Annotated in this window: 17 protein-coding genes; 4 read left to right on the top strand and 13 right to left on the bottom strand. The window is 65.7% G+C overall.

Features of this window, described 5'->3' with window-relative positions:
* Both DSD28_RS12805 and DSD28_RS12800 read left to right on the top strand, forming a co-directional pair.
* On the top strand, positions 1 to 417 hold a 417-nt coding region (locus DSD28_RS12805), incomplete at its 5' end, for an amino acid ABC transporter ATP-binding protein (protein ID WP_162911375.1).
* Between the two features lie 33 nt (positions 418 to 450).
* Positions 451 to 1,500, top strand: a complete 1,050-nt coding sequence (locus DSD28_RS12800) for an Ldh family oxidoreductase (RefSeq protein ID WP_119256769.1) — start codon at positions 451 to 453, stop codon at positions 1,498 to 1,500.
* 38 nt (positions 1,501 to 1,538) lie between these two features.
* Here DSD28_RS12800 and DSD28_RS12795 read toward each other — a convergent pair whose 3' ends face one another.
* On the bottom strand, positions 1,539 to 2,579 hold the full coding sequence (locus DSD28_RS12795; protein WP_119256768.1) for a tartrate dehydrogenase: 1,041 nt from the start codon (positions 2,577 to 2,579) through the stop codon (positions 1,539 to 1,541).
* Positions 2,580 to 2,649: 70 nt separating this feature from the next.
* Positions 2,650 to 4,035 carry an aspartate aminotransferase family protein gene (locus tag DSD28_RS12790; protein WP_119256767.1) on the bottom strand — a complete coding sequence of 462 codons (1,386 nt, stop codon included), beginning with the start codon at positions 4,033 to 4,035 and terminating at the stop codon, positions 2,650 to 2,652.
* A 438-nt stretch (positions 4,036 to 4,473) separates the two neighbouring features.
* Between DSD28_RS12790 and DSD28_RS12785 the strand changes: the two genes are divergently transcribed.
* A complete protein-coding gene (locus DSD28_RS12785) occupies positions 4,474 to 5,148 on the top strand; it encodes a GntR family transcriptional regulator (protein WP_162911374.1) in 675 nt (224 codons plus the stop codon).
* A gap of 101 nt (positions 5,149 to 5,249) precedes the next feature.
* The gene (locus DSD28_RS12780) at positions 5,250 to 7,199 is read left to right on the top strand and encodes a hybrid sensor histidine kinase/response regulator (RefSeq protein WP_119256765.1); all 1,950 of its coding nucleotides are present in this window, start codon (positions 5,250 to 5,252) and stop codon (positions 7,197 to 7,199) included.
* A 63-nt stretch (positions 7,200 to 7,262) separates the two neighbouring features.
* Here the strand turns inward: DSD28_RS12780 and DSD28_RS12775 are convergent, their stop codons facing one another.
* The 11 genes from DSD28_RS12775 to DSD28_RS12725 form a co-directional block, all read right to left on the bottom strand.
* A complete protein-coding gene (locus DSD28_RS12775; RefSeq protein WP_205536200.1) occupies positions 7,263 to 7,760 on the bottom strand; it encodes a RidA family protein in 498 nt (165 codons plus the stop codon).
* Positions 7,761 to 7,893: 133 nt separating this feature from the next.
* Positions 7,894 to 8,310 (bottom strand): c-type cytochrome, encoded by a 417-nt coding sequence (locus DSD28_RS12770; RefSeq protein WP_119256764.1) that lies wholly within the window; start codon positions 8,308 to 8,310, stop codon positions 7,894 to 7,896.
* A gap of 45 nt (positions 8,311 to 8,355) precedes the next feature.
* Complete coding sequence (locus tag DSD28_RS12765) at positions 8,356 to 9,957, bottom strand: flavin monoamine oxidase family protein (protein WP_245424820.1); 1,602 nt, start codon at positions 9,955 to 9,957, stop codon at positions 8,356 to 8,358.
* A gap of 37 nt (positions 9,958 to 9,994) precedes the next feature.
* The gene (locus DSD28_RS12760; RefSeq protein WP_119256763.1) at positions 9,995 to 10,381 is read right to left on the bottom strand and encodes a c-type cytochrome; all 387 of its coding nucleotides are present in this window, start codon (positions 10,379 to 10,381) and stop codon (positions 9,995 to 9,997) included.
* Between the two features lie 340 nt (positions 10,382 to 10,721).
* Positions 10,722 to 11,612: a 3-hydroxyisobutyrate dehydrogenase gene (gene mmsB, locus DSD28_RS12755; protein WP_119256762.1), complete on the bottom strand. Its 891-nt coding sequence runs from the start codon at positions 11,610 to 11,612 to the stop codon at positions 10,722 to 10,724.
* Entirely contained in the window at positions 11,609 to 12,697 is a 1,089-nt protein-coding gene (locus tag DSD28_RS12750) for an enoyl-CoA hydratase/isomerase family protein (protein ID WP_432430856.1), read from the bottom strand. The genes mmsB and DSD28_RS12750 overlap by 4 nt, the downstream gene beginning before the upstream one ends.
* On the bottom strand, positions 12,675 to 14,060 hold the full coding sequence (gene lpdA / locus DSD28_RS12745; RefSeq protein WP_119256760.1) for a dihydrolipoyl dehydrogenase: 1,386 nt from the start codon (positions 14,058 to 14,060) through the stop codon (positions 12,675 to 12,677). Before lpdA ends, DSD28_RS12750 begins: the two co-directional genes overlap by 23 nt.
* Positions 14,061 to 14,064: 4 nt before the next feature.
* Positions 14,065 to 15,333, bottom strand: coding sequence for a dihydrolipoamide acetyltransferase family protein (locus tag DSD28_RS12740; protein ID WP_119256759.1), 1,269 nt, complete (start codon positions 15,331 to 15,333; stop codon positions 14,065 to 14,067).
* Positions 15,334 to 15,335: 2 nt separating this feature from the next.
* Entirely contained in the window at positions 15,336 to 16,349 is a 1,014-nt protein-coding gene (locus DSD28_RS12735) for an alpha-ketoacid dehydrogenase subunit beta (RefSeq protein ID WP_119256758.1), read from the bottom strand.
* A 1-nt stretch (position 16,350) separates the two neighbouring features.
* A complete protein-coding gene (locus DSD28_RS12730; protein WP_119256757.1) occupies positions 16,351 to 17,583 on the bottom strand; it encodes a 3-methyl-2-oxobutanoate dehydrogenase (2-methylpropanoyl-transferring) subunit alpha in 1,233 nt (410 codons plus the stop codon).
* A 63-nt stretch (positions 17,584 to 17,646) separates the two neighbouring features.
* Positions 17,647 to 18,774 carry an acyl-CoA dehydrogenase family protein gene (locus tag DSD28_RS12725; RefSeq protein WP_119256756.1) on the bottom strand — a complete coding sequence of 376 codons (1,128 nt, stop codon included), beginning with the start codon at positions 18,772 to 18,774 and terminating at the stop codon, positions 17,647 to 17,649.
* Positions 18,775 to 18,784 lie beyond the last annotated feature (10 nt).

The following is an 18,784-nucleotide window of genomic DNA, read 5'->3' as shown; positions in this document are numbered from 1 at the left end:
TGGGTGCGCAAGATGCCGAAGAAGGACGCCGAGGAAGTGGCGATGCACTATCTCAAGCGCGTCAAGATCCCGGAACAGGCCCACAAATATCCCGGCCAGCTCTCGGGCGGCCAGCAGCAACGCGTGGCGATCGCCCGTTCGCTGTGCATGAAGCCGAAGATCATGCTGTTCGACGAGCCGACCTCTGCGCTCGATCCGGAAATGGTCAAGGAAGTGCTCGACACGATGGTGTCGCTGGCTGAAGAGGGCATGACCATGCTGTGCGTGACGCATGAAATGGGCTTTGCCCGCCAGGTCGCCAACCGGGTCATCTTCATGGACCAGGGGCAGATCGTCGAGCAGAACTCGCCGCACGAGTTCTTCGACAATCCGCAGCACGAGCGCACACGGCTCTTCCTCAGCCAGATCCTGCACTGAACAGGTCGCGAGACAGCCGCGAAGGAGACGACCATGCAACGCTACCGCTACACGGACCTCATGCACTTCTCCACGCGGCTGCTCGAACGCGCCGGCCTTGCGCGCGATCGGGCGGAAACCGTCGGCTCGCTCTTCCTCGAAGCCGACCTTCTCGGTTATTCGACCCACGGCATGCAGCGCCTGCCGACGAATGTCGAATGGCTGCTCAGTGGCGAGACGCGCCGGGAGGGCGACCACACGGTCCTCGGCGCATCCCGCAGCAACGAGGTCTGGGACGCCGAATTCCTGCCCGGCCCGTGGATCACGGCAAGGGCGGTGGACCGCGCCTGCGACATCGCGAAGACCGAGGGAACCGGCACCGTCGTCGTGCGCCGGGCGCAGCACATCGCGTGCCTTGCGAGCTACCTGGAGCGCGCGACCCGGCGCGGCATCATGGTGATGATCACCGCCAGCACGCCGACAGAGGCCGTCGTTGTGCCGCATGGCGGACTGAGCCGCGTCTTTTCCTGCAATCCGATCGCCGCCGGCATCCCGACGGACCGGGACCCCATTCTCATCGACACGACGGCCGCAATGTCCGCGCTGGGCCCGCTCAACCGCAGCTATCGGCTCGGGCAGACACTGCCGGCGCCCCTGGTCGTCGCGCAGGATGGCACGGTCACGGACGATCCCGCCGAATTCGTCGAACGAGGCGGCGGCATCCTGCCTATCGGCGGCACCGAACAGGGCTACAAAGGCTTCAGCCTCGCCCTCCTCACCGAAGCGCTCTCCGGCGCATTGGGTGGCTTCGGCCGCGGTTCGCAGACCGGCGACAGCGAGGCGAACGGCGTCTTCGTACAGGCCATCGACCCCGAACATTTCGCCGGCCGCGCGACCTTCGAGCAGGAGATGGGACGGCTTGCCGAGCAATGCAGGGCGAGCGCGGTCGCGCCGGGGCATGATCCGGTGCGCATTCCCGGAGATCGCTCGCTTGCCCGCAAGCGCGACCAGCTCGAAAACGGCGTGGGACTGATCGATACCATCGTCGGCGACATCCGCCCGTGGACGGTCAAGCTGGACTGCCCCTTCCCCGACCCGATCTGAACCGCCTCCGCCCTTCCAAGCGGAAGCGATATTCCATTTCAGTCGAGCGCTGCAAGCACGGCGGCGGCAATCGCATCCGTCTTGTCCTTGCCCGGCTTGACGCCGATGCCGCGCGCGGTGGTGCGCTCGATGGCGGCCATGACGCGGGCGGCGGCCTCGCGCTCGCCGAGATGATCGAGCATCATCGCGCCGGACCAGATGGCGGCGATGGGATTGGCGATGCCGAGATGGGCGATGTCGGGCGCCGAGCCATGCACCGGCTCGAACATCGAGGGCGCGTTGCGGTCGGGATTGATATTGGCGGAGGCGGCAAAGCCGAGGCCGCCCTGGATCGCCGCGCCGAGATCCGTCAGGATATCGCCGAAGAGGTTGGAGGCGACGACCACGTCGAGGCTTTCCGGCGCCATCACCATGCGGGCGGCCATGGCGTCGATGTGATAGCTGGTGACCTCGACATCGGGATATTCGGCCGCAAGCTGCCGGGTGATCTCGTCCCAGAACACCATCGAATATTTCTGCGCATTGGACTTGGTGACGGAGGCGAGCCTGCCACTGCGGGCGCGCGCCTGCTCGAAGCCGAAGCGCAGGATGCGCTCGACGCCCGTTCGGGTGAAGATGGAGGTCTCCACCGCCACCTCGTCCGCCGTGCCCTGATGGACGCGCCCGCCAGCGCCGGAATACTCACCTTCCGTGTTCTCACGGATGCACAGGATGTCGAAACCTTCCGCACGCAGCGGGCCTTCGACGCCCGGCAGCAGGCGGTGCGGGCGGATATTGGCATATTGCACGAAGGCCTTGCGGATCGGCAGCAGCAGGCCGTGCAGGGAAACGGAATCGGGAACTTCCGCCGGCCAGCCGACCGCGCCGAGCAGGATGGCGTCGAAGCCGCGCAGCGTCGCGATACCGTCCTGCGGCATCATCGCCCCGGTTTCCTTGTAGAAGGCGCAGGACCACGGGAAGGTCGTGCCCGAGAGCTTGAAAGTGCCGGACGCCGCCTTTTCGAGAACCGCCCATGCGGCTTCGGTGACGGCCGTGCCGATGCCATCGCCCGGGATGAGCGCGATCGAATAGGTCTTCATGGGATGGGTCTCCAGATCAGCCGGAAGGCAGAAAAGGGGCGCCGCGATCGACGCGGCGCCCCTTGCCGTCTCAGTTCAGGTTTTCTTCGGCGCGCCACTTGGCGGTGTCGTCGAGCGCCTTGCGCAGGCGGCTCACCGTCTCGTGCACCTGCTCCTCGGTGATGATGAGCGGCGGGCAGAGGGCAACGACGTCGCCGATGGCGCGGACGATGAGGCCATGTTCATGGCCTGCGGCGAAGGCGCGGGCGCCCGCCTTGCCGGCAGCGGCGAAGGGACGGCGGGTCTCCTTGTCGGCCACCATCTCGATGCCGGCGATGAGGCCGGCGCCGCGCACTTCCCCGACCAGCGGGTGATCGACCAGTTCCGCCAGGCGTGCCTGGAAGATTGCGCCCATGCGGGCGGCGTTGCCGATGAGGTCGCGCTCCTCGATGATCTTGAGGTTCTCGAGGCCGACGGCGGTCGCGACCGGATGGCCGGAGGCGGTGAAGCCATGGCCGAAGGTGCCGATCTTCGCCGTGTTGTCGGCAATCGCGTTATAGACCGCCTCGGTGAAGACGACGGCGGCAAGCGGCATGTAGGACGAGGTCAGTTGCTTGGACATGACCATGATATCGGGCGTGAAGCCGTAATGCTCGCAGCCGAAGCTCGTGCCGAGGCGGCCGAAGCCGCAGATCACTTCGTCGGCGATGAGCAGGATATCGTATTTGCGGCAGAGCGCCTCGATGCCCTTCCAGTAGCCGGCCGGCGGCGGCATGACGCCACCTGCGGCCATCAGCGGCTCGCCGATGAAGCCGGCAATGGTTTCGGGGCCTTCCTCGAGGATCACGGCTTCGGCTTCGGCGATCAGGCGCGCGGTGAACTGCGCCTCGCTCTCGCCGGGCTGACCGAAGCGATAGAAGTGCGGGCAGGTCAGGTGACGGACCGGGATCGCCGGTAGGTCGAAGTCGCGGTGGTTGTTCGGCAGGCCCGTCAGGCTGCCCGAAGCGATCGTGATGCCGTGATAGGCGCGGGTGCGGGCGAGGAACTTCTTCTTCTGCGGGCGGCCCAGCGCGTTGTTCATGTACCACACCATCTTGATCATGGTGTCGTTGGCTTCCGAGCCGGAGCTGGTGAAGAAGACGCGGGTCAGCGGCTCCGGCGTCATCTCGACGATCTTCTCCGACAGGCGGATGGAGGGCTCGTGCGCCTTGTGGCTGAAGGTGTGATAGTAGGGCAGCTTGGCCATCTGATCGGCCGCAGCCTTCACGAGACGCGGTTCGTCGAAGCCGATGGCGACCGACCAGAGGCCCGCAAGACCCTCGATATATTCCTTGCCGGCGTCGTCGTAGATATAGATGCCCTTGCCGTGGTCGATGATCATCGGGCCCTGGCGCTCATGGGCGCGGGCATCCGTATAGGGATGCAGGGTCGTCGTGATATCCGCATGGGCCAGCGAATTGGAGAGCGTGCCGCTCATGGTCTGTTCCTCCTTCGGGCTTTTCCGCCAGCGCGGAACCCCGGCGGCGGATGCAAGGCGCCCGCCGCATGCATATGTCTCGGCATCCTCGGGATGGCCGTTCGAAAACCGGAGGCGGCGCGCCGGGCGCCCGCCTCCGGCGGTGGCAGTGACACGCCGCACGCTCGCCCGTCAACGCCCGCGAATCCGGTGCGGGAGCGTCATCGAGCCCGACAGAGGGCGTTTGCGACAGATGGAGCCTGAACGCGACCACGATTTCGACAACACGCGTCTGGATTGTGGTTTTGTCCCGCCCTAGAATGGATCGCTTCCGGCGAAAGAAGGCGCTGTCCTTTCTTCTGTCTAGTGTTATAACACATTCAACATGCCGTCCGATGTTTTTGGTGTCAAGCCATCTGTTGGGTGTTATGACGAGTTGCGCACAAGGGGAGAGCCTATTTGACGATCCGTGACATCCCAGATGCTGGGGCGAACGCACCGGAACTGTCGCCGGTATCCCGGGACATGCTTCACGAGCAGATCTACGACATGCTGAAGCGCAACCTGATGATGGGCCGCTTCACCCCCGGGCAGAAGCTCCCGCTGCGCGGCCTCGCCAAGAGTCTCGGCACCAGCCTGATGCCGGTTCGCGACGCGCTGCAACGGCTCGAAAGCGTCGGCAGCGTGGTCTCCACGCCCAACCGGACCATGATGGTGCCGATCTTCAGCACCAAAGAATTGCAGGATATCCGCACGCTCCGCTCCATCCTCGAAAGCGCGGCCCTCGAGCGCGCGGTGGAGAACCGCACGGACGAGGAACTGGAAAAGCTCAAGGCCCATGTCGCCGACATCTTCCGCTCGGCCGAGATCAACGACCTCGACCTCTTCCTGGAAGCCAATTACCATTTCCATATGCTGATCGCGGAAATGAGCCGCCTCTCCTTCATCGCCCAGCTTCTGGAACCGTTGTGGATGCATATCGGCCCGTCCGTGCGCCATTCCGTACCGAACGAGGCGATGTTCCAGAGCTCCGCCCAGAACCACAAGGACGTCTACGACGCCATCGTCGCCCGCAACGCCAGGGCGGCGAGCGAAGCCCTGCAGCGCGATATTTCCGAAGGCTACAACTTCTAACGTCCCGGCCGGCAGAACCGGCGGAAGGCCCCGATAAAGGTTCGCGGCAGGGAACCTAATGGATGCTGCCGCGTTTTTGTGGGCCAGCAGCGGGGGACGAAATGTTGAAAGCCGAAATACCCATGCTCGACGTGGAGGACCGCTACCGGCTCCTGATCGACGCGATCACCGACTACGCCATTTACATGCTCGACCGGGACGGCAGGATCGTCAGCTGGAACGCCGGCGCAAGCCGTTTCAAGGGTTATGCGGCGGAGGAGGTCCTGGGCACGCATTTTTCCCGCTTCTATCGCCCCGCCGACCGCGAACGCGGGCTTCCGGCACGCGCGCTGCGACATGCCATGGACGAGGGCCGTTTCGAGGACGAAGGCTGGCATGTCCGCAAGGACGGCTCCGAATTCTGGGCCCATGTCATCATCGATCCCATCCATGACAGGAACGGCGCCCTCATCGGCTTTGCCAAGATCACGCGGGACCTTACCGAACGCCGGCAGGCCGAGGAACAGTTGCGCAAGGCCGAGCAGCAGTTCCGCCTTCTCGTGCAGGGCGTGACGGACTACGCCATCTACATGATGGATGCGGAAGGCCGCGTCTCCAGCTGGAACGCCGGCGCGGAACGCATCAAGGGCTACCGGCCGAATGAGATCATCGGCCAGCATTTCTCCCGCTTCTTCCCCGAGGACGACAGGAATGCCGGCGTCCCGCAGCAGGCGCTGGAAGCCGCAAGGCGTGACGGGCGCTACGAATCGGAAGGCTGGCGGCTGCGCCAGGACGGCACGCGGTTCTGGGCGAACGCCATCATCGACGCCATCCGGGACGACCGGGAACAGCTGATCGGCTTTGCCAAGATCACTCGCGACATCACGGAAAAGCGCGATGCGCAGAGGGCGCTCGAACTGGCGCGCGAAGAACTCTTCCAGGCGCAGAAGATGGAAGCGCTCGGCCAGCTCACGGGCGGCGTCGCCCACGACTTCAACAACCTGCTGATGGCGATCCAGGGCAGCCTCGATCTTCTGAAAAAGCGCACCACGCTGGCGCCGGAGGCCCAGTCACTCATCGACAACGCCCTGCTGGCCACCCAGCGCGGCGCGTCGCTGACACAGCGGCTGCTGGCCTTCTCGCGGCGGCAGGATCTCGACTTCGAGCCGGTCGACCTGCCGAACCTGGTACGCGACACCGCCGACATGCTCCAGCGCGCCATCGGCCCGACGATCGTCGTCACGACCGATTTTCCGCCGGACCTGCCGCCCGTCCGCACCGACCCGAACCAGTTGATCAATGCGCTGCTCAACCTTGCGATCAATGGCCGGGACGCGATGCCGGAGGGCGGGTCGCTCTTCATCGGCGCGCGCCTCGAGCGCGATCCGCAGGCGACACATGCGGACCTGCAGGGTGCGGCCTATATCTGTCTTTCCGTGATCGATGCCGGCCATGGCATGGATCCAGCCACGCTCAAGGAAGCGACGGCGCCCTTCTTCACCACCAAGGGCGTCGGCAAGGGAACGGGGCTCGGCCTTTCCATGGTGCAGGGCCTGATGGCGCAGACGAACGGCAAGCTCGTGCTCCGCTCGCAGGAAGGCACCGGCACGACGGCCGAACTGTGGCTTCCCGTCATGGAGGAGCCCTTCCGGAAGACCGCACCCGACGAGGCCCGCGCGGCAGCCGAGACCCCGCCCGCCGCGGCCACCCTGACCGTGCTTGCGGTCGACGACGACCCGCTCGTCCTGATGAACACCGTCATGATGCTGGAGGATATGGGCCATACCGTCATCGAGGCCACATCCGGCGCAAAAGCGCTGGCCGTGCTCGCCGAACGGCCTATCGATCTCCTCGTCACCGATCAGGCCATGCCCCAGATGACGGGCTCGCAACTGAGCGAAGTCGTGCGCGAGCGCTGGCCGCACATCCCGGTCATCCTCGCGACCGGCTATTCCGAGCTGCCGCCGGAAGCGCGCGCGGACCTGCTGCGCCTGTCGAAGCCGTTCAGCGAGCGCCAGCTTGAAGATGCCCTGCGGCGCGCCCTCTCCGCCTCTCCCTGTCCCCAACGATAATGCCTCCGCCGAGGATCTCGACGGAGGCATGACATATTCCGGACCGGTAAGGGGTCGAACCGCTCAGGGGCGCGCGGCGATCACCTCGATCTCGACGAGAAAGCCGGGACCGGCAAGGCCGGCCACCTGGAACACCGAGCGCGCCGGCAGGTTGGGCTGCTCCTTGGTGCCGAAGAACTGGGTATACCCTTCCATGAAGCCCTTGAAGTCCATCTTGCTCTCCTTGGAAGGATCGCCGACGAGGAAGACCTGCATCTTCACCACGTCGCTCATCTTCAAATCCATGCCGGCAAGCGTCTTCTCGATCGACTGAAGCGCCGAGACGGTCTGCGTCTTGGTATCGCCATAGGCTTCGATCGAGCCCTTCGGCGCCTTCTCGTCGGCGACCGAAGCCAGCGCGCCGCTGACATAGACGGTCGTCATGCCGGCCGGAATCTCGACCGCCTGCGCAATGGGGAAATCCGAATTCGGGATCTTGTGCCGCGTCACCTCCGCCGCGAAGGCACCGCCGGCCGTTGCCATCAATGTCGAAAGAACGATCGCACCCGTCATGAATTTCATTGTCAAAGCTCCGTCATGCAAAGCGCCGCGAACGAAACCGCCCGGCAGGCGCTCAAATCCTGATTGGTCCCGGCGAAAAACCCACCGGGACCGTGATGTCGAAGGCGGCGGCCCTGCGGCCGCCGCCATTGTCTCAGCGCGCGTCCTTCACGTCCTCGGCCGTCGCTGCATCCTTGTAGTCGTTGCCGAAATGGGTCCGGACATAGTTCACCACGGCGGCGACCTGCTCGTCCGTCATCATCTGCCCGACGGGCGGCATGCCCTTCTGGCCGTGCAGGATGACATAGATCGGGTAGCCCGCCGATTCGAGGTTCTCGTTCTTGGCGAGCGGCGGATATTTCCCCGCCCCGACAGCCCCCGCGCCCTCAGGCATGTGACAGGCCTGGCAGACATTGGAGTAGATCTCCTCGCCGGTCTTTTCGGAGAAGGTGTCGCCCTGACTGAGCGTCGCACCGGCCGAATCCGCCAGCGCGGTTCCCGTGGAAAGGGCGGCCAGCGACACGGAGAAGAGCGTCGCAAGCCCCCAGGCGTATTTTCTATCTTTCGACATGGCAGAATGCCTCACTGAATTCTTGGGATTCAACTAACCGGACGCTCAACCCTGCATCACCCGCTTGTGCAGGCGCTCGATGGCGTTGATCGAGGAGAGGATCGCGCCTTCCTGCCACGCCGGAATGTACGACGCGTGCTCCCCGGCAAGAACGATGCGGCCATCGATCTCACAGAGATTGTCGTAGTGCTCCTTGCGGGCTTCGTCCGTCCAGTCGCCGGCGCAGCCGAGGGTGAACGGAGAACGGTGCCACGCCCAGGACACGCCGTTCTCGAACTCGTCCTTGTATTGGGGATGGATGATCATGCCCTGCTCGACAGCTTTCTTGACGCGTTCCTGCGGCTCCAGCGCCGAGAACTCGTAGGACGCCGGACCGTTCCAGGTATAGCAGCCGAGCAACACGCCCTTCCCGCCCTTGTTGAAGTCGGTGCTGGGATAAGAAATATTGGTGATCGGCAGATCCGTATAAGTAACGCCGCCGAAGATGAGATCGTCTTCTTCCCAGAAGCGGCGCTTCATCTGCAGGCCGACCTTGACCGACGATGCATAGGGCACCGCGCCGATGGCCGCCTTCATCTTGTCCGAGACCTGGATGTCGATCTGGCTGAGGATGGTGAGCGGGATCGTGCAGACGCACCAGTCGGCGCTTTCCGTATGGGTCTCGCCGGGCTTGCTCGTGTCCTCATAGGTGACGGTCACGCCTTTGTCGCCCTGCTCGATCTTCACCACCTTCGCGTTGAAGGTGATGAGGTCCTTGACCTCCTTGGCGAAGGCGTCGCCGATCCGGCCCATGCCGCCGACCGGCTGGAACATGGTGGTCTGGAATTCGTAGAGCGCGAAGTTGGCAAGTGCGCCCCAGAGGCCGGAGGAAAGCAGTTCCTTGAAGGCCAGCGGCTCGCCGGGGACCGGCTCGGCGCCGAGGCCGCCGCCCGGGTCCTTCTCGTAGCCGCGGAACTCGCCCGAGACCGCGCCCTTGGCATATTTGTAGTCCTTGTCGAGCGCACCCCAGGACCGGAGCGCCTCGAGCAGGATCTCCTGGTCTTCCTTGCCGACGCCCTCTTCGAGCTTGCCCTTCTGCGTGACCTTGGCGAGCAGTTCGGAGACATGGCCCTGGAAGTCGATCTTCACGTCGCGCACGCGCTGCGGCTTGCCACCAAATCCCTTGGTGGAATGCAGGAGCGCATTGTGATTGATCTGCTGGAACGGCTCGAGCTGCACGCCGAGCCGGCGGCAATAGGCGAGCAAGCCATTGTGATGATAGGGAATTCGCCAGGGACCCGGATTGATGTAGAGGCCTTCGTCGAACTCGCATTTCTGCGTAAAGCCGCCGAGTTCCGTCACGGTGTCGCCGCCGCGGATCGTCCAGTTCCGGCCGCCCGCGCGATTGTTGTATTCGAGAACCTTCACCTTGTAGCCGGCCTGGCGCATTTCCATCGCGGCCAGCATGCCGGCAAGGCCGGCGCCGAGGATCAGGACCGAGGCGCCCTTGGGATCGCCGTCGAGTTTCACCGGCCCCTTGTAGCCGGACTCGGCGGCAAGGCCGAGCGTCGTCATCGCCTGGTACATGGCCGCGGTGCCGGCCGTCAGGCCGATCATCTGCAGCAGCCGGCGCCGGCTCATGCCGATATAGGGTTGTTCAGTCATCATTTCCCACCTCATTCGATTTCGTTGGACTGCCGATGCATCACTGGTTCTGGGAAAACTGCTTCAGATAGGCGATGACATTGGCGATGTCCTCGTCGGTCTTGAGCCCCGCGAAGGCCATCTTGGTCTTCGGGACGACATCCTTCGGCTTGCGCAGGTAATTGGTCAGGCTCTCGTCGTTCCACACGAGACCGCCTTCCCCCGCCTCCTTCATGGCCGGGGAATAGCTGTAGCCGGCATAGGTGCCTGCCGTGCGCCCGATCACCCCTTTCAGGGACGGACCGACCCTGTTGGTTTCCTGATCGGCGACGTGGCACGCCTTGCATTTGTTGAAGACCTTCTGGCCCAGTTCGGCATCCTGCGCGAAGGCGCCGGATGCGACAGCGAGGGCGAGAGACATGGGGAACAAGGCGGTAAAAACACGCATTTTTCTCACCTGTGAGACATGGATACATTAGCATGTAAAAACGAAAAAACTGGCTTTCGTTATTTACAAGCCCATATACATAGCGCTCCGTGAGCGGCGTCAATTACTTGAAGAGAAAAATTTAAACTTGACAAATCTGCACTACTTAACACGTGCAGCATCTCGTTCGCGTGCCTGTTTAAGCACTTCGAAACAGGCGGATCGCCGGTTCCGCAGTGCTTGCAGCGCAGCCGATGACAGAGGACCTTCGACCGGAAAACGCCCCCGGCCGCCCCGATCCTCCTTCCCCGTCATGACCGGAGGAGCGAAACATAATTAACAAGTTCATCATGTCGCGCCGCTAGCCGGCGGCAGGCCCCTCCCGCAGCATGGCGATGATGGCGGAAAAATCCTTCGCGCCCGCCCCTTCGTCGGCGAATCGCTGGTAGAGCGCCGCCGCCCCGGCGCCGAGCGGGGTCACGGTACCGGTATCCTCCGCCGCCGCCTGCGACAGCTTCAGGTCCTTCAGCATCAGCGCCGCGGCGAAGCCCGGCTCGTAATCGTGGTTGGCGGGCGAGGTCGGGACGGGCCCCGGCACCGGGCAATAGGTGGTCAGCGACCAGCATTGCCCCGACGAGACCGAGGCGACGTCGAACAGCGCCTGATGCGAAAGGCCGAGCCGTTCGCCGAGCACGAAGGCCTCGCCCACGGCGATCATGCTGATGCCGAGGATCATGTTGTTGCAGATCTTCGCCGCCTGGCCGGCGGAGGCGCCGCCGCAATGGATGATCTTCCTGCCCATCGCCTCGAAGACCGGCTTTGCCCCGGCAAAGACCCCGGCATCGCCCCCCACCATGAAAGTGAGCGTGCCGGCCGAAGCGCCCCCGGTGCCGCCCGAGACAGGCGCATCGAGCGCCGGACAGCCATGCGCCTCGGCCAGCGCATGGGCCTTGCGGGCGCTCGCCATGTCGATGGTGGAGCAATCGATCAGCAGCGTGCCTGACGGCACGATGGCGACGAGGTCCTGCCACACCGAAAGCACATGCGCTCCGGCCGGCAGCATGGTGATGACGAGGTCCGCGCCCGAAATCGCCTCGCCGATGGAGGCGACGGTCGCCACGCCGTTTTCCCGCGCCAGGTCGAGCGAGGCGGCGGAAAGGTCGAAGCCGCGCACGGCATGGCCGGCCTTCACGAGATTTGCGGCCATCGGGCCGCCCATATGGCCAAGGCCGATGAATGCGATGGAGCTCATGGGCGTTCTCCTTTTCCCGTTTCCCCGGCAAAGAGCGGCTCTGCCGCCGGCTCGAAGAAGGCGGCGACGTCCTCTTCGGTGACGTCGGCCAGTTGCGCCGGGCGCCAGCGCGGATTGCGGTCCTTGTCGACCACCGCGGCCCTGACGCCCTCGTAGAAATCGTGGCTGCGCAGCACCGCCGCCGTCGCTGAGAATTCCCGCTCCAGGCAGGCTTCCAGCGAGGGTTCCCGGCGCCCGAGGCGCAGCAGGCGCAGCGTCACCTTCAGGCTAAGCGGCGATTTCGTCCGCAGGATGCCGAGCGCCCTTGCGGCGAAGTCCGATCCGTCCCGCTCCAGCGCCGCGAAAATCGCCTCCACCGTGTCGAAGGCGAAGAGCCGGTCGATCAGCACCCGCTGCCCGGCGATCTCTCCCGGCGTCGGTGTTTCCGCGAAGGCGGCAATGGCGGCCGAGACATCGGCATGGGAAGCCGTGGCCGGCAAGCCGGACAGCTTTTCGGCCAGTGCCGGCAGGCGCTCCGAAGGCACATGGCTGTCGGCAAGGCCGAAGGCGATCACGTCGCCCGCCGCAAGCTGTTCGCCGGTGAGCGCGGCATAGGTGCCGAGCTCGTCGTTCCTCCGCGTCAGGAACCACGAGGCGCCGACATCGGGGAAGAAGCCGATGCCGGTCTCCGGCATCGCGAACCGCGTCCGCTCCGTGACGATGCGATGGCTGCCATAGACCGAAACGCCGACCCCGCCACCCATGACGATGCCGTCCATGAAGGCGATATAGGGCTTTGCCAGCCGGGCGAGGCGCGCATTCATGCGATATTCCTCGCGCCAGAAATCGACGGGCTCCGGCGAGCCGGCCCTGCCGCCGTCGTAGATCATGCGGATATCGCCGCCCGCGCAGAGCCCGCGCTCGCCCTCGCCGGTAAGAAGCACGGCGGCGACCGCGGGATCGGCCTCGAAAGCGTCCAGCGCTGCCTCGATCTCACGCACCATCGCGAGCGTCAGGCTATTGAGCGCCTTCGGCCGGTTGAGCCGGATGCGCCCGAGCGCGCCGGTGCGGTCGATCAGGGTCTCAGATGTGGAGGGCATGGCCAAGGGCTTTCAATGCGGCTTCCTGCAAGCCTTCGCTGCGGGTCGGATGGGCGTGGATCGTGCCGGCGATGTCCTCCAGCCGCGCCCCCATTTCGAGCGCCAGCGAAAAGGCGCTGGAAAGCTCCGAGACACCGGCGCCCACCGCCTGAAGGCCGAGCACGAGGTTGGTGTCCGCACGCGCCACGGCGCGCACGAAGCCGTCCTCCGACTGGGTCGTCATGGCGCGGCCGTTGGCGTTGAAGGGGAAGAGGCCGACGCGGACCTCGTAGCCCTGCGCGCGCGCCTCGTCGGGCGAAAGGCCGGCGGTGACGATCTCCGGATCGGTGAAGCAGACGGCGGGGATGGCGCGCTTGTCCCAGACGCGCTTGCGCCCGGCGACGATCTCCGCGACCATCTCGCCCTGCGCCATGGCGCGATGCGCCAGCATCGGCTCGCCGGTGACGTCACCGATGGCGTAGACGCCGCGCATCGAGGTGCGGCAATGCTCGTCGATGCGGATGAAGCGGCCGGCGCGGTCGAGGTCGAGTTCTTCGAGGCCCCAGCCTTCCGTGCGCGGCCTGCGGCCGACGGTGACGAGCACCTTGTCCGCGGCGATCCGCTCCTCCTTGCCGGCGATCTCAACCGCCAGCGCCTCACCCGAATAGCCCTTCGCCTTCGCGCCGGTCAGCACGCGCACGCCGAGTTCGCCGAGACGCTTGGCGACGGGCTTGACGAGTTCGCCATCGTATTGCGGCAGGATCTGCGCCATCGCCTCGACCACCGTCACCCGCGCGCCCAGCTTGGCAAAGGCGGTGCCGAGCTCCAGCCCGATATAGCCGCCGCCGACGACGGCAAGCGATTTCGGAACCTCCGGCAGCGACAGCGCCCCGGTGGACGAGAGGACCGCCCCGCCGAAGGGCAGCGCCGGCAGTTCGATCGGTTCGGAGCCGGTCGCGATCACCACCGTCTCGGCACGGATAAGCTGGGTTCCCGTCTCGGTCTCGACCTCGACGGTCTTGCCATCACGAAAGCGCGCCGCGCCGTGCACGATCTTCACCTTGGCCTTGCGCAGGAGGCCGAGCACGCCGCTGTTCAGCCGCCCGACGATGCCGTCCTTCCAGCGGACGGTCTGGGCAAGGTCGAGCCGCGGCGTCTCGACGGTGATGCCGAGCGCGTTGAGGCCCGCCGTATGGCGGAGCTTGTCGAATTCCTCCGCCGCATGGATCAGCGCCTTGGAAGGGATGCAGCCGACATTGAGGCAGGTACCGCCGGCCTTCGTCTTCTCGACGATGACGGTATCGACGCCGAGCTGGCCGGCGCGGATGGCGCAGATATAGCCGCCGGGGCCGGCGCCGATGACGAGGAGCTTGCAGACGATCTCTTTCATGTCATCAGCCTTCGATGAAGATCAGCGCGGGGGTTTCGAGAAGCGCCTTGAGCCGCTGGACGAAGACCGCGGCGTCCCAGCCGTCGACGATGCGGTGGTCGAAGCTCGACGAGAGGTTCATGATCTTGCGCGGGATGAACTGGGTTCCGTCCCAGACAGGCCGCATCATGATCTTGTTGACCCCGACGATCGCCACTTCCGGATGGTTGATGATCGGCGTCGTGACGATGCCGCCGAGCGCGCCGAGCGAGGTGATGGTGATGGTCGAGCCGGAAAGCTCCTCGCGCGCCGCCGTGCCGTTGCGGGCGGCATCGGCGAGACGAACGAGTTCGGCCGCGCTGTCCCAGATCGACCGCGCCTCGGCATGGCGCACGACCGGCACCGTCAAGCCGGCGGGCGTCTGCGTGGCGATGCCGATATGCACGGCGCCATAACGCGTTACGATGCCGGCATCGTCGTCGAAGGTGGCGTTTATGCCGGGCTGCTCGGCAAGCGTCTTCACCAGCGCCCGCATCAGGAAGGGCAGAATGGTGAGCTTCTGCTGGTCGGGCTTGCGGCCGGCATTCATCGTGGCGCGCAGGTCCTCCAGGTCGGTGACGTCGACCTCCTCCACATAGGTGATGTGGGGAATGCGGGAGCTTGCAAGACGCATCTTCTCGGCGATGCGGCGGCGCAGGCCCGTGACCTTGATCTCCTCCGTCGCGGTCTTGCGGGCAAGCCCGGCCGGCGCGGCGGCGGGCTCACCCCCACGCGCGATGAACCGGTCGAGATCGTCATGGGTGATGCGGCCGGCCGGGCCGCTGCCCGACACCTGCCGCAGATCGACACCGGCCTCCTGCGCCCGCAGCCGCACGGCCGGCGAGGCAAGCGGCCGCTCCGCCGGCTCCCGATGGACGGGACGCTCGGCCGGTTTTTCCGGTGCCGGGTCCCTTACCTTTTCAACCGACTTCGTCTCGGTAATCGGCTCGGCCTTCGCAACGGGTTCGGTCGCGGGTGGCAGGACCGCCTCTTCGGTGGGCGCCTCGCCTTCGCCGGCAACCTCGATGCGCAGCAGCGGCGCCTTGACGGCGACGATGTCGCCGATCTCGGCGCCGAGCCAGAGCACCGTGCCATCGACCGGAGAGGGAATCTCCACCGTCGCCTTGTCGGTCATGACGGCGGCGAGCACCATGTCCTCGCGCACCGGATCGCCCGGCTTGACGTGCCATTCCACAAGCTCGGCCTCGGCCACGCCCTCGCCCACATCGGGCATCTTGATGACGAACTCGCCCATCCTCAGCCCTCCATCACTTCCTGCAACGCCCGGCCGACGCGGGCAGGCCCCGGGAAATAGTCCCATTCCTGCGCATGCGGATAGGGCGTGTCCCAGCCCGTCACGCGCACCACCGGCGCTTCGAGGCTGTAGAAGCAGTGCTCCTGCACCAGCGAAACGACCTCGCCGCCGAAGCCGGAGGTCAGCGTCGCCTCGTGCACGACGACGCAGCGGCCGGTCTTCTTCACCGATTGGACGATGGTGTCGAGATCGAGCGGCAGCAGGCTACGCAGGTCGATCACCTCGGCGTCGATCCCCGTCTCCTCGGCGGCGGCGAGCGCCACATGCACCATCGTGCCATAGGCGACGACGGTGACGGCGCTGCCCGGTCGGCGGATTTCCGCCTTGCCGATGGGGATCGTGTAATGCCCCTCCGGCACCTCGCCGAGCTCGTGCTTCGACCAGGGCGTGACCGGCTTTTCGTGATGACCGTCGAAGGGGCCGTTGTAGAGGCGCTTCGGTTCGAGGAACATCACCGGGTCCGGGTCCTCGATGGCCGCGATCAGCAGGCCCTTGGCGTCATAGGGATTGGAGGGGACGATCACCTTCAGCCCGCAGACATGGGTGAACAGCGCCTCGGGGCTCTGGCTGTGCGTCTGGCCGCCGAAGATGCCGCCGCCGGTCGGCATGCGCACGACGATGGGGCAGGTGAAATCGCCGTTGGAGCGGTAGCGGATGCGCGCCGCCTCCTGGGTGATCTGGTCGTAGGCCGGATACATGTAGTCGGCGAACTGGATCTCGACACAGGGCTTCAGCCCATAGGCCGCCATGCCGATGGCCGTCCCGAGGATACCGGATTCGTTGATCGGCGCGTCGAAGCAGCGCGTCTTGCCGTATTTGGCCTGCAGCCCCTGCGTCGCCCGGAAGACGCCGCCGAAATAACCGACGTCCTCGCCGAAGACCACGACCCCGTCATCACGTCCCATCGAGACTTCCATGGCGCTGCGCACCGCCTCGATCATCGTCATTCTTGCCATGTCAGTATCCTGCCTTCTGCCGCTGGCGGCGGATATGGGCGGGCATTTCCGCATAGACGCCCTCGAAGATGTCGCGCACCGAGGGCTTGCCGCCCGCATGCAGCGTGCCGTGGCTTTCGGCCTGCTTCTGCGCCTGGATCACCTCGTCGAGGATCTCGGCCTCCGCCTGCGCGTGGCGCTCCTCCGACCAGACGCCGCGCAGGACGAGGTGCTTCTTCAGCCGCAGCACCGGATCGCCGAGCGGCCAGGCCTCGGATTCGGTCTTCGGGCGATAGGCGCTCGGATCGTCCGAGGTGGAATGGGCGCCGACCCGGTAGGTGACATATTCGATCAGCGTCGGGCCGAGATTGCGCCGCGCCCGCTCGGCCGCCCATTTCGCGACGGCATGGACGGCGAGGTAGTCGTTGCCGTCGACGCGAAGCGCCGGGATGCCGAAGCCGAGGCCGCGGGCGGCAAACGTACCCGAGCCGCCGCGGGCGATGCCCTGGAAGGTCGAGATGGCCCACTGGTTGTTGACGATGTTGAGGATCACCGGCGCCTTGTAGGTCGAGGCGAAGACGAGGGCGGAGTGGAAATCGGATTCGGCTGTCGAGCCGTCGCCGATCCAGGCGGCGGCGATCTTCGTGTCGTTGCGGATGGCGGACGCCATGGCCCAGCCGACGGCCTGCACATATTGCGTGGCAAGGTTGCCGGAGATCGTGAAGAAACCGTGCGCCTTCGACGAATACATGATCGGCAATTGCCGGCCGCGCAGCGGGTCCGCCTCGTTCGAGTAGATCTGGTTCATCATCTCGACCATCGGATAGTCGTCGGCGATGAGGAGGCCTGCCTGCCGGTAGGTCGGGAAGTTCATGTCGCCCTTGGCGAGTGCCTTGCGGAAGGCACAGCTCACCGCCTCCTCGCCGAGATGCTGCATGTAGAAGGAGGTCTTGCCCTGCCGCTGCGCCATCAGCATGCGCGCGTCGAAGGCGCGCAGCTTCATCATGTTGCGCAGACCCGCCAGCAGCTCCTCGTCGGAGAGCAGCCCCGCCCAGGGACCGACCGCCTCGCCGTCGCGGTTGAGCACGCGGATGATGGAATAGGCGAGATCGCGGATTTCCTCCGGCGCGACGTCCACCGCCGGGCGCGGCACCGCGCCGGCCTTGGCGATCTTGACGTTGGAGAAATCCGGCTGGCCGCCGGGCCGGACCGCCGGCTCGGGAACGTGAAGGCTCAGATGCGGAACCTCGTTCATGTCCTGTCATTCCTCCCTTGTGGACCGCCCCGCCGCCTCCCTGCGACGGGTACGGTCCCGGCCTCAAAGATTGCGCGCGATGACGATGCGCTGCACGTCGCTCGTACCCTCGTAGATCTGGCAGATACGGACGTCGCGATAGATGCGCTCGACCGGATAATCCGCCACGTAACCGTAGCCGCCATGGATCTGGATCGCGTCGGAGCAGACCCGTTCGGCCATTTCCGAGGCGAAGAGCTTGGCCATCGACGCTTCGGTAAGGCAGGGCTGGCCCGCCTCCTTCAGCCCGGCGGCATGCAGCACCATCTGGCGCGCCACCTCGATCTGCGTCGCCATGTCGGCGAGCCGGAAGGCGACGGCCTGGTGCTCGATGATCGGCGAACCGAAGGCCGTACGCTCGCGGGCATAGTCGCGCGCCGCCTCGAAGGCCGCCCGCGCCATGCCGACGGACTGCGCGGCAATGCCGATGCGCCCGCCCTCGAGGTTCGAAAGGGCGATCCGGTAGCCCTCCCCCTCCCCGCCGAGGCGGTTTCCGGCGGGAACGCGCATGGCGTTGAAGGCGATCTGGCATGTATCGGAGGAATGAAGGCCGAGCTTCTGCTCCACCCGCACGACCTCGTAGCCCGGCGTATCGGTCGGCACGATGAAGGCGGAAATGCCCTTCTTGCCGGCATCGGGATCGGTGACGGCGAAGACGATGATGACATCGCCGTTCTTGCCCGAGGTGATGAACTGCTTGGCCCCGTCGATGACGTAATGGTCGCCGTCGCGGCGGGCGCGGGTCTTGAGGTTGGAGGCATCGGAACCGGCCTGCGGCTCGGTGAGCGCGAAACCGCCGATCCATTCGCCGCCCGCAAGCTTCGGCAGGAAGCGCTGCTTCTGCTCATCGCTGCCGTATTTCAGGATCGGCACGCAGCCGACGGAGCTGTGCACGCTCATGATGGTCGAGCACGGCCCGTCGCCGGCAGCGATCTCCTCCAGCGCCACGGCATAGGCGACCGTGCCCGTCTCCGAGCCGCCATAGGCCTCCGGCACGAGCATGCCGAGGAAGCCGAGCTCGCCCATCTCCTTCAGTTCCGCGCGGGGAAAGCGGCTCTCCGCGTCACGCTCCGCCGCACCCGGCGCCAGCCGCTCGCGGGCGAAATCGCGGGCCATGTCGCGGATCTGGGTCTGCTGTTCCGTCAGGATCATGGTCCGGTCT

It is taken from the genome of Shinella zoogloeoides, assembly GCF_003574625.1.
GTDB lineage: Bacteria > Pseudomonadota > Alphaproteobacteria > Rhizobiales > Rhizobiaceae > Shinella > Shinella zoogloeoides_A.
Note: the sequence above shows the minus strand (reverse complement) of the source record. Positions and strands in the feature narration are given on the sequence as shown.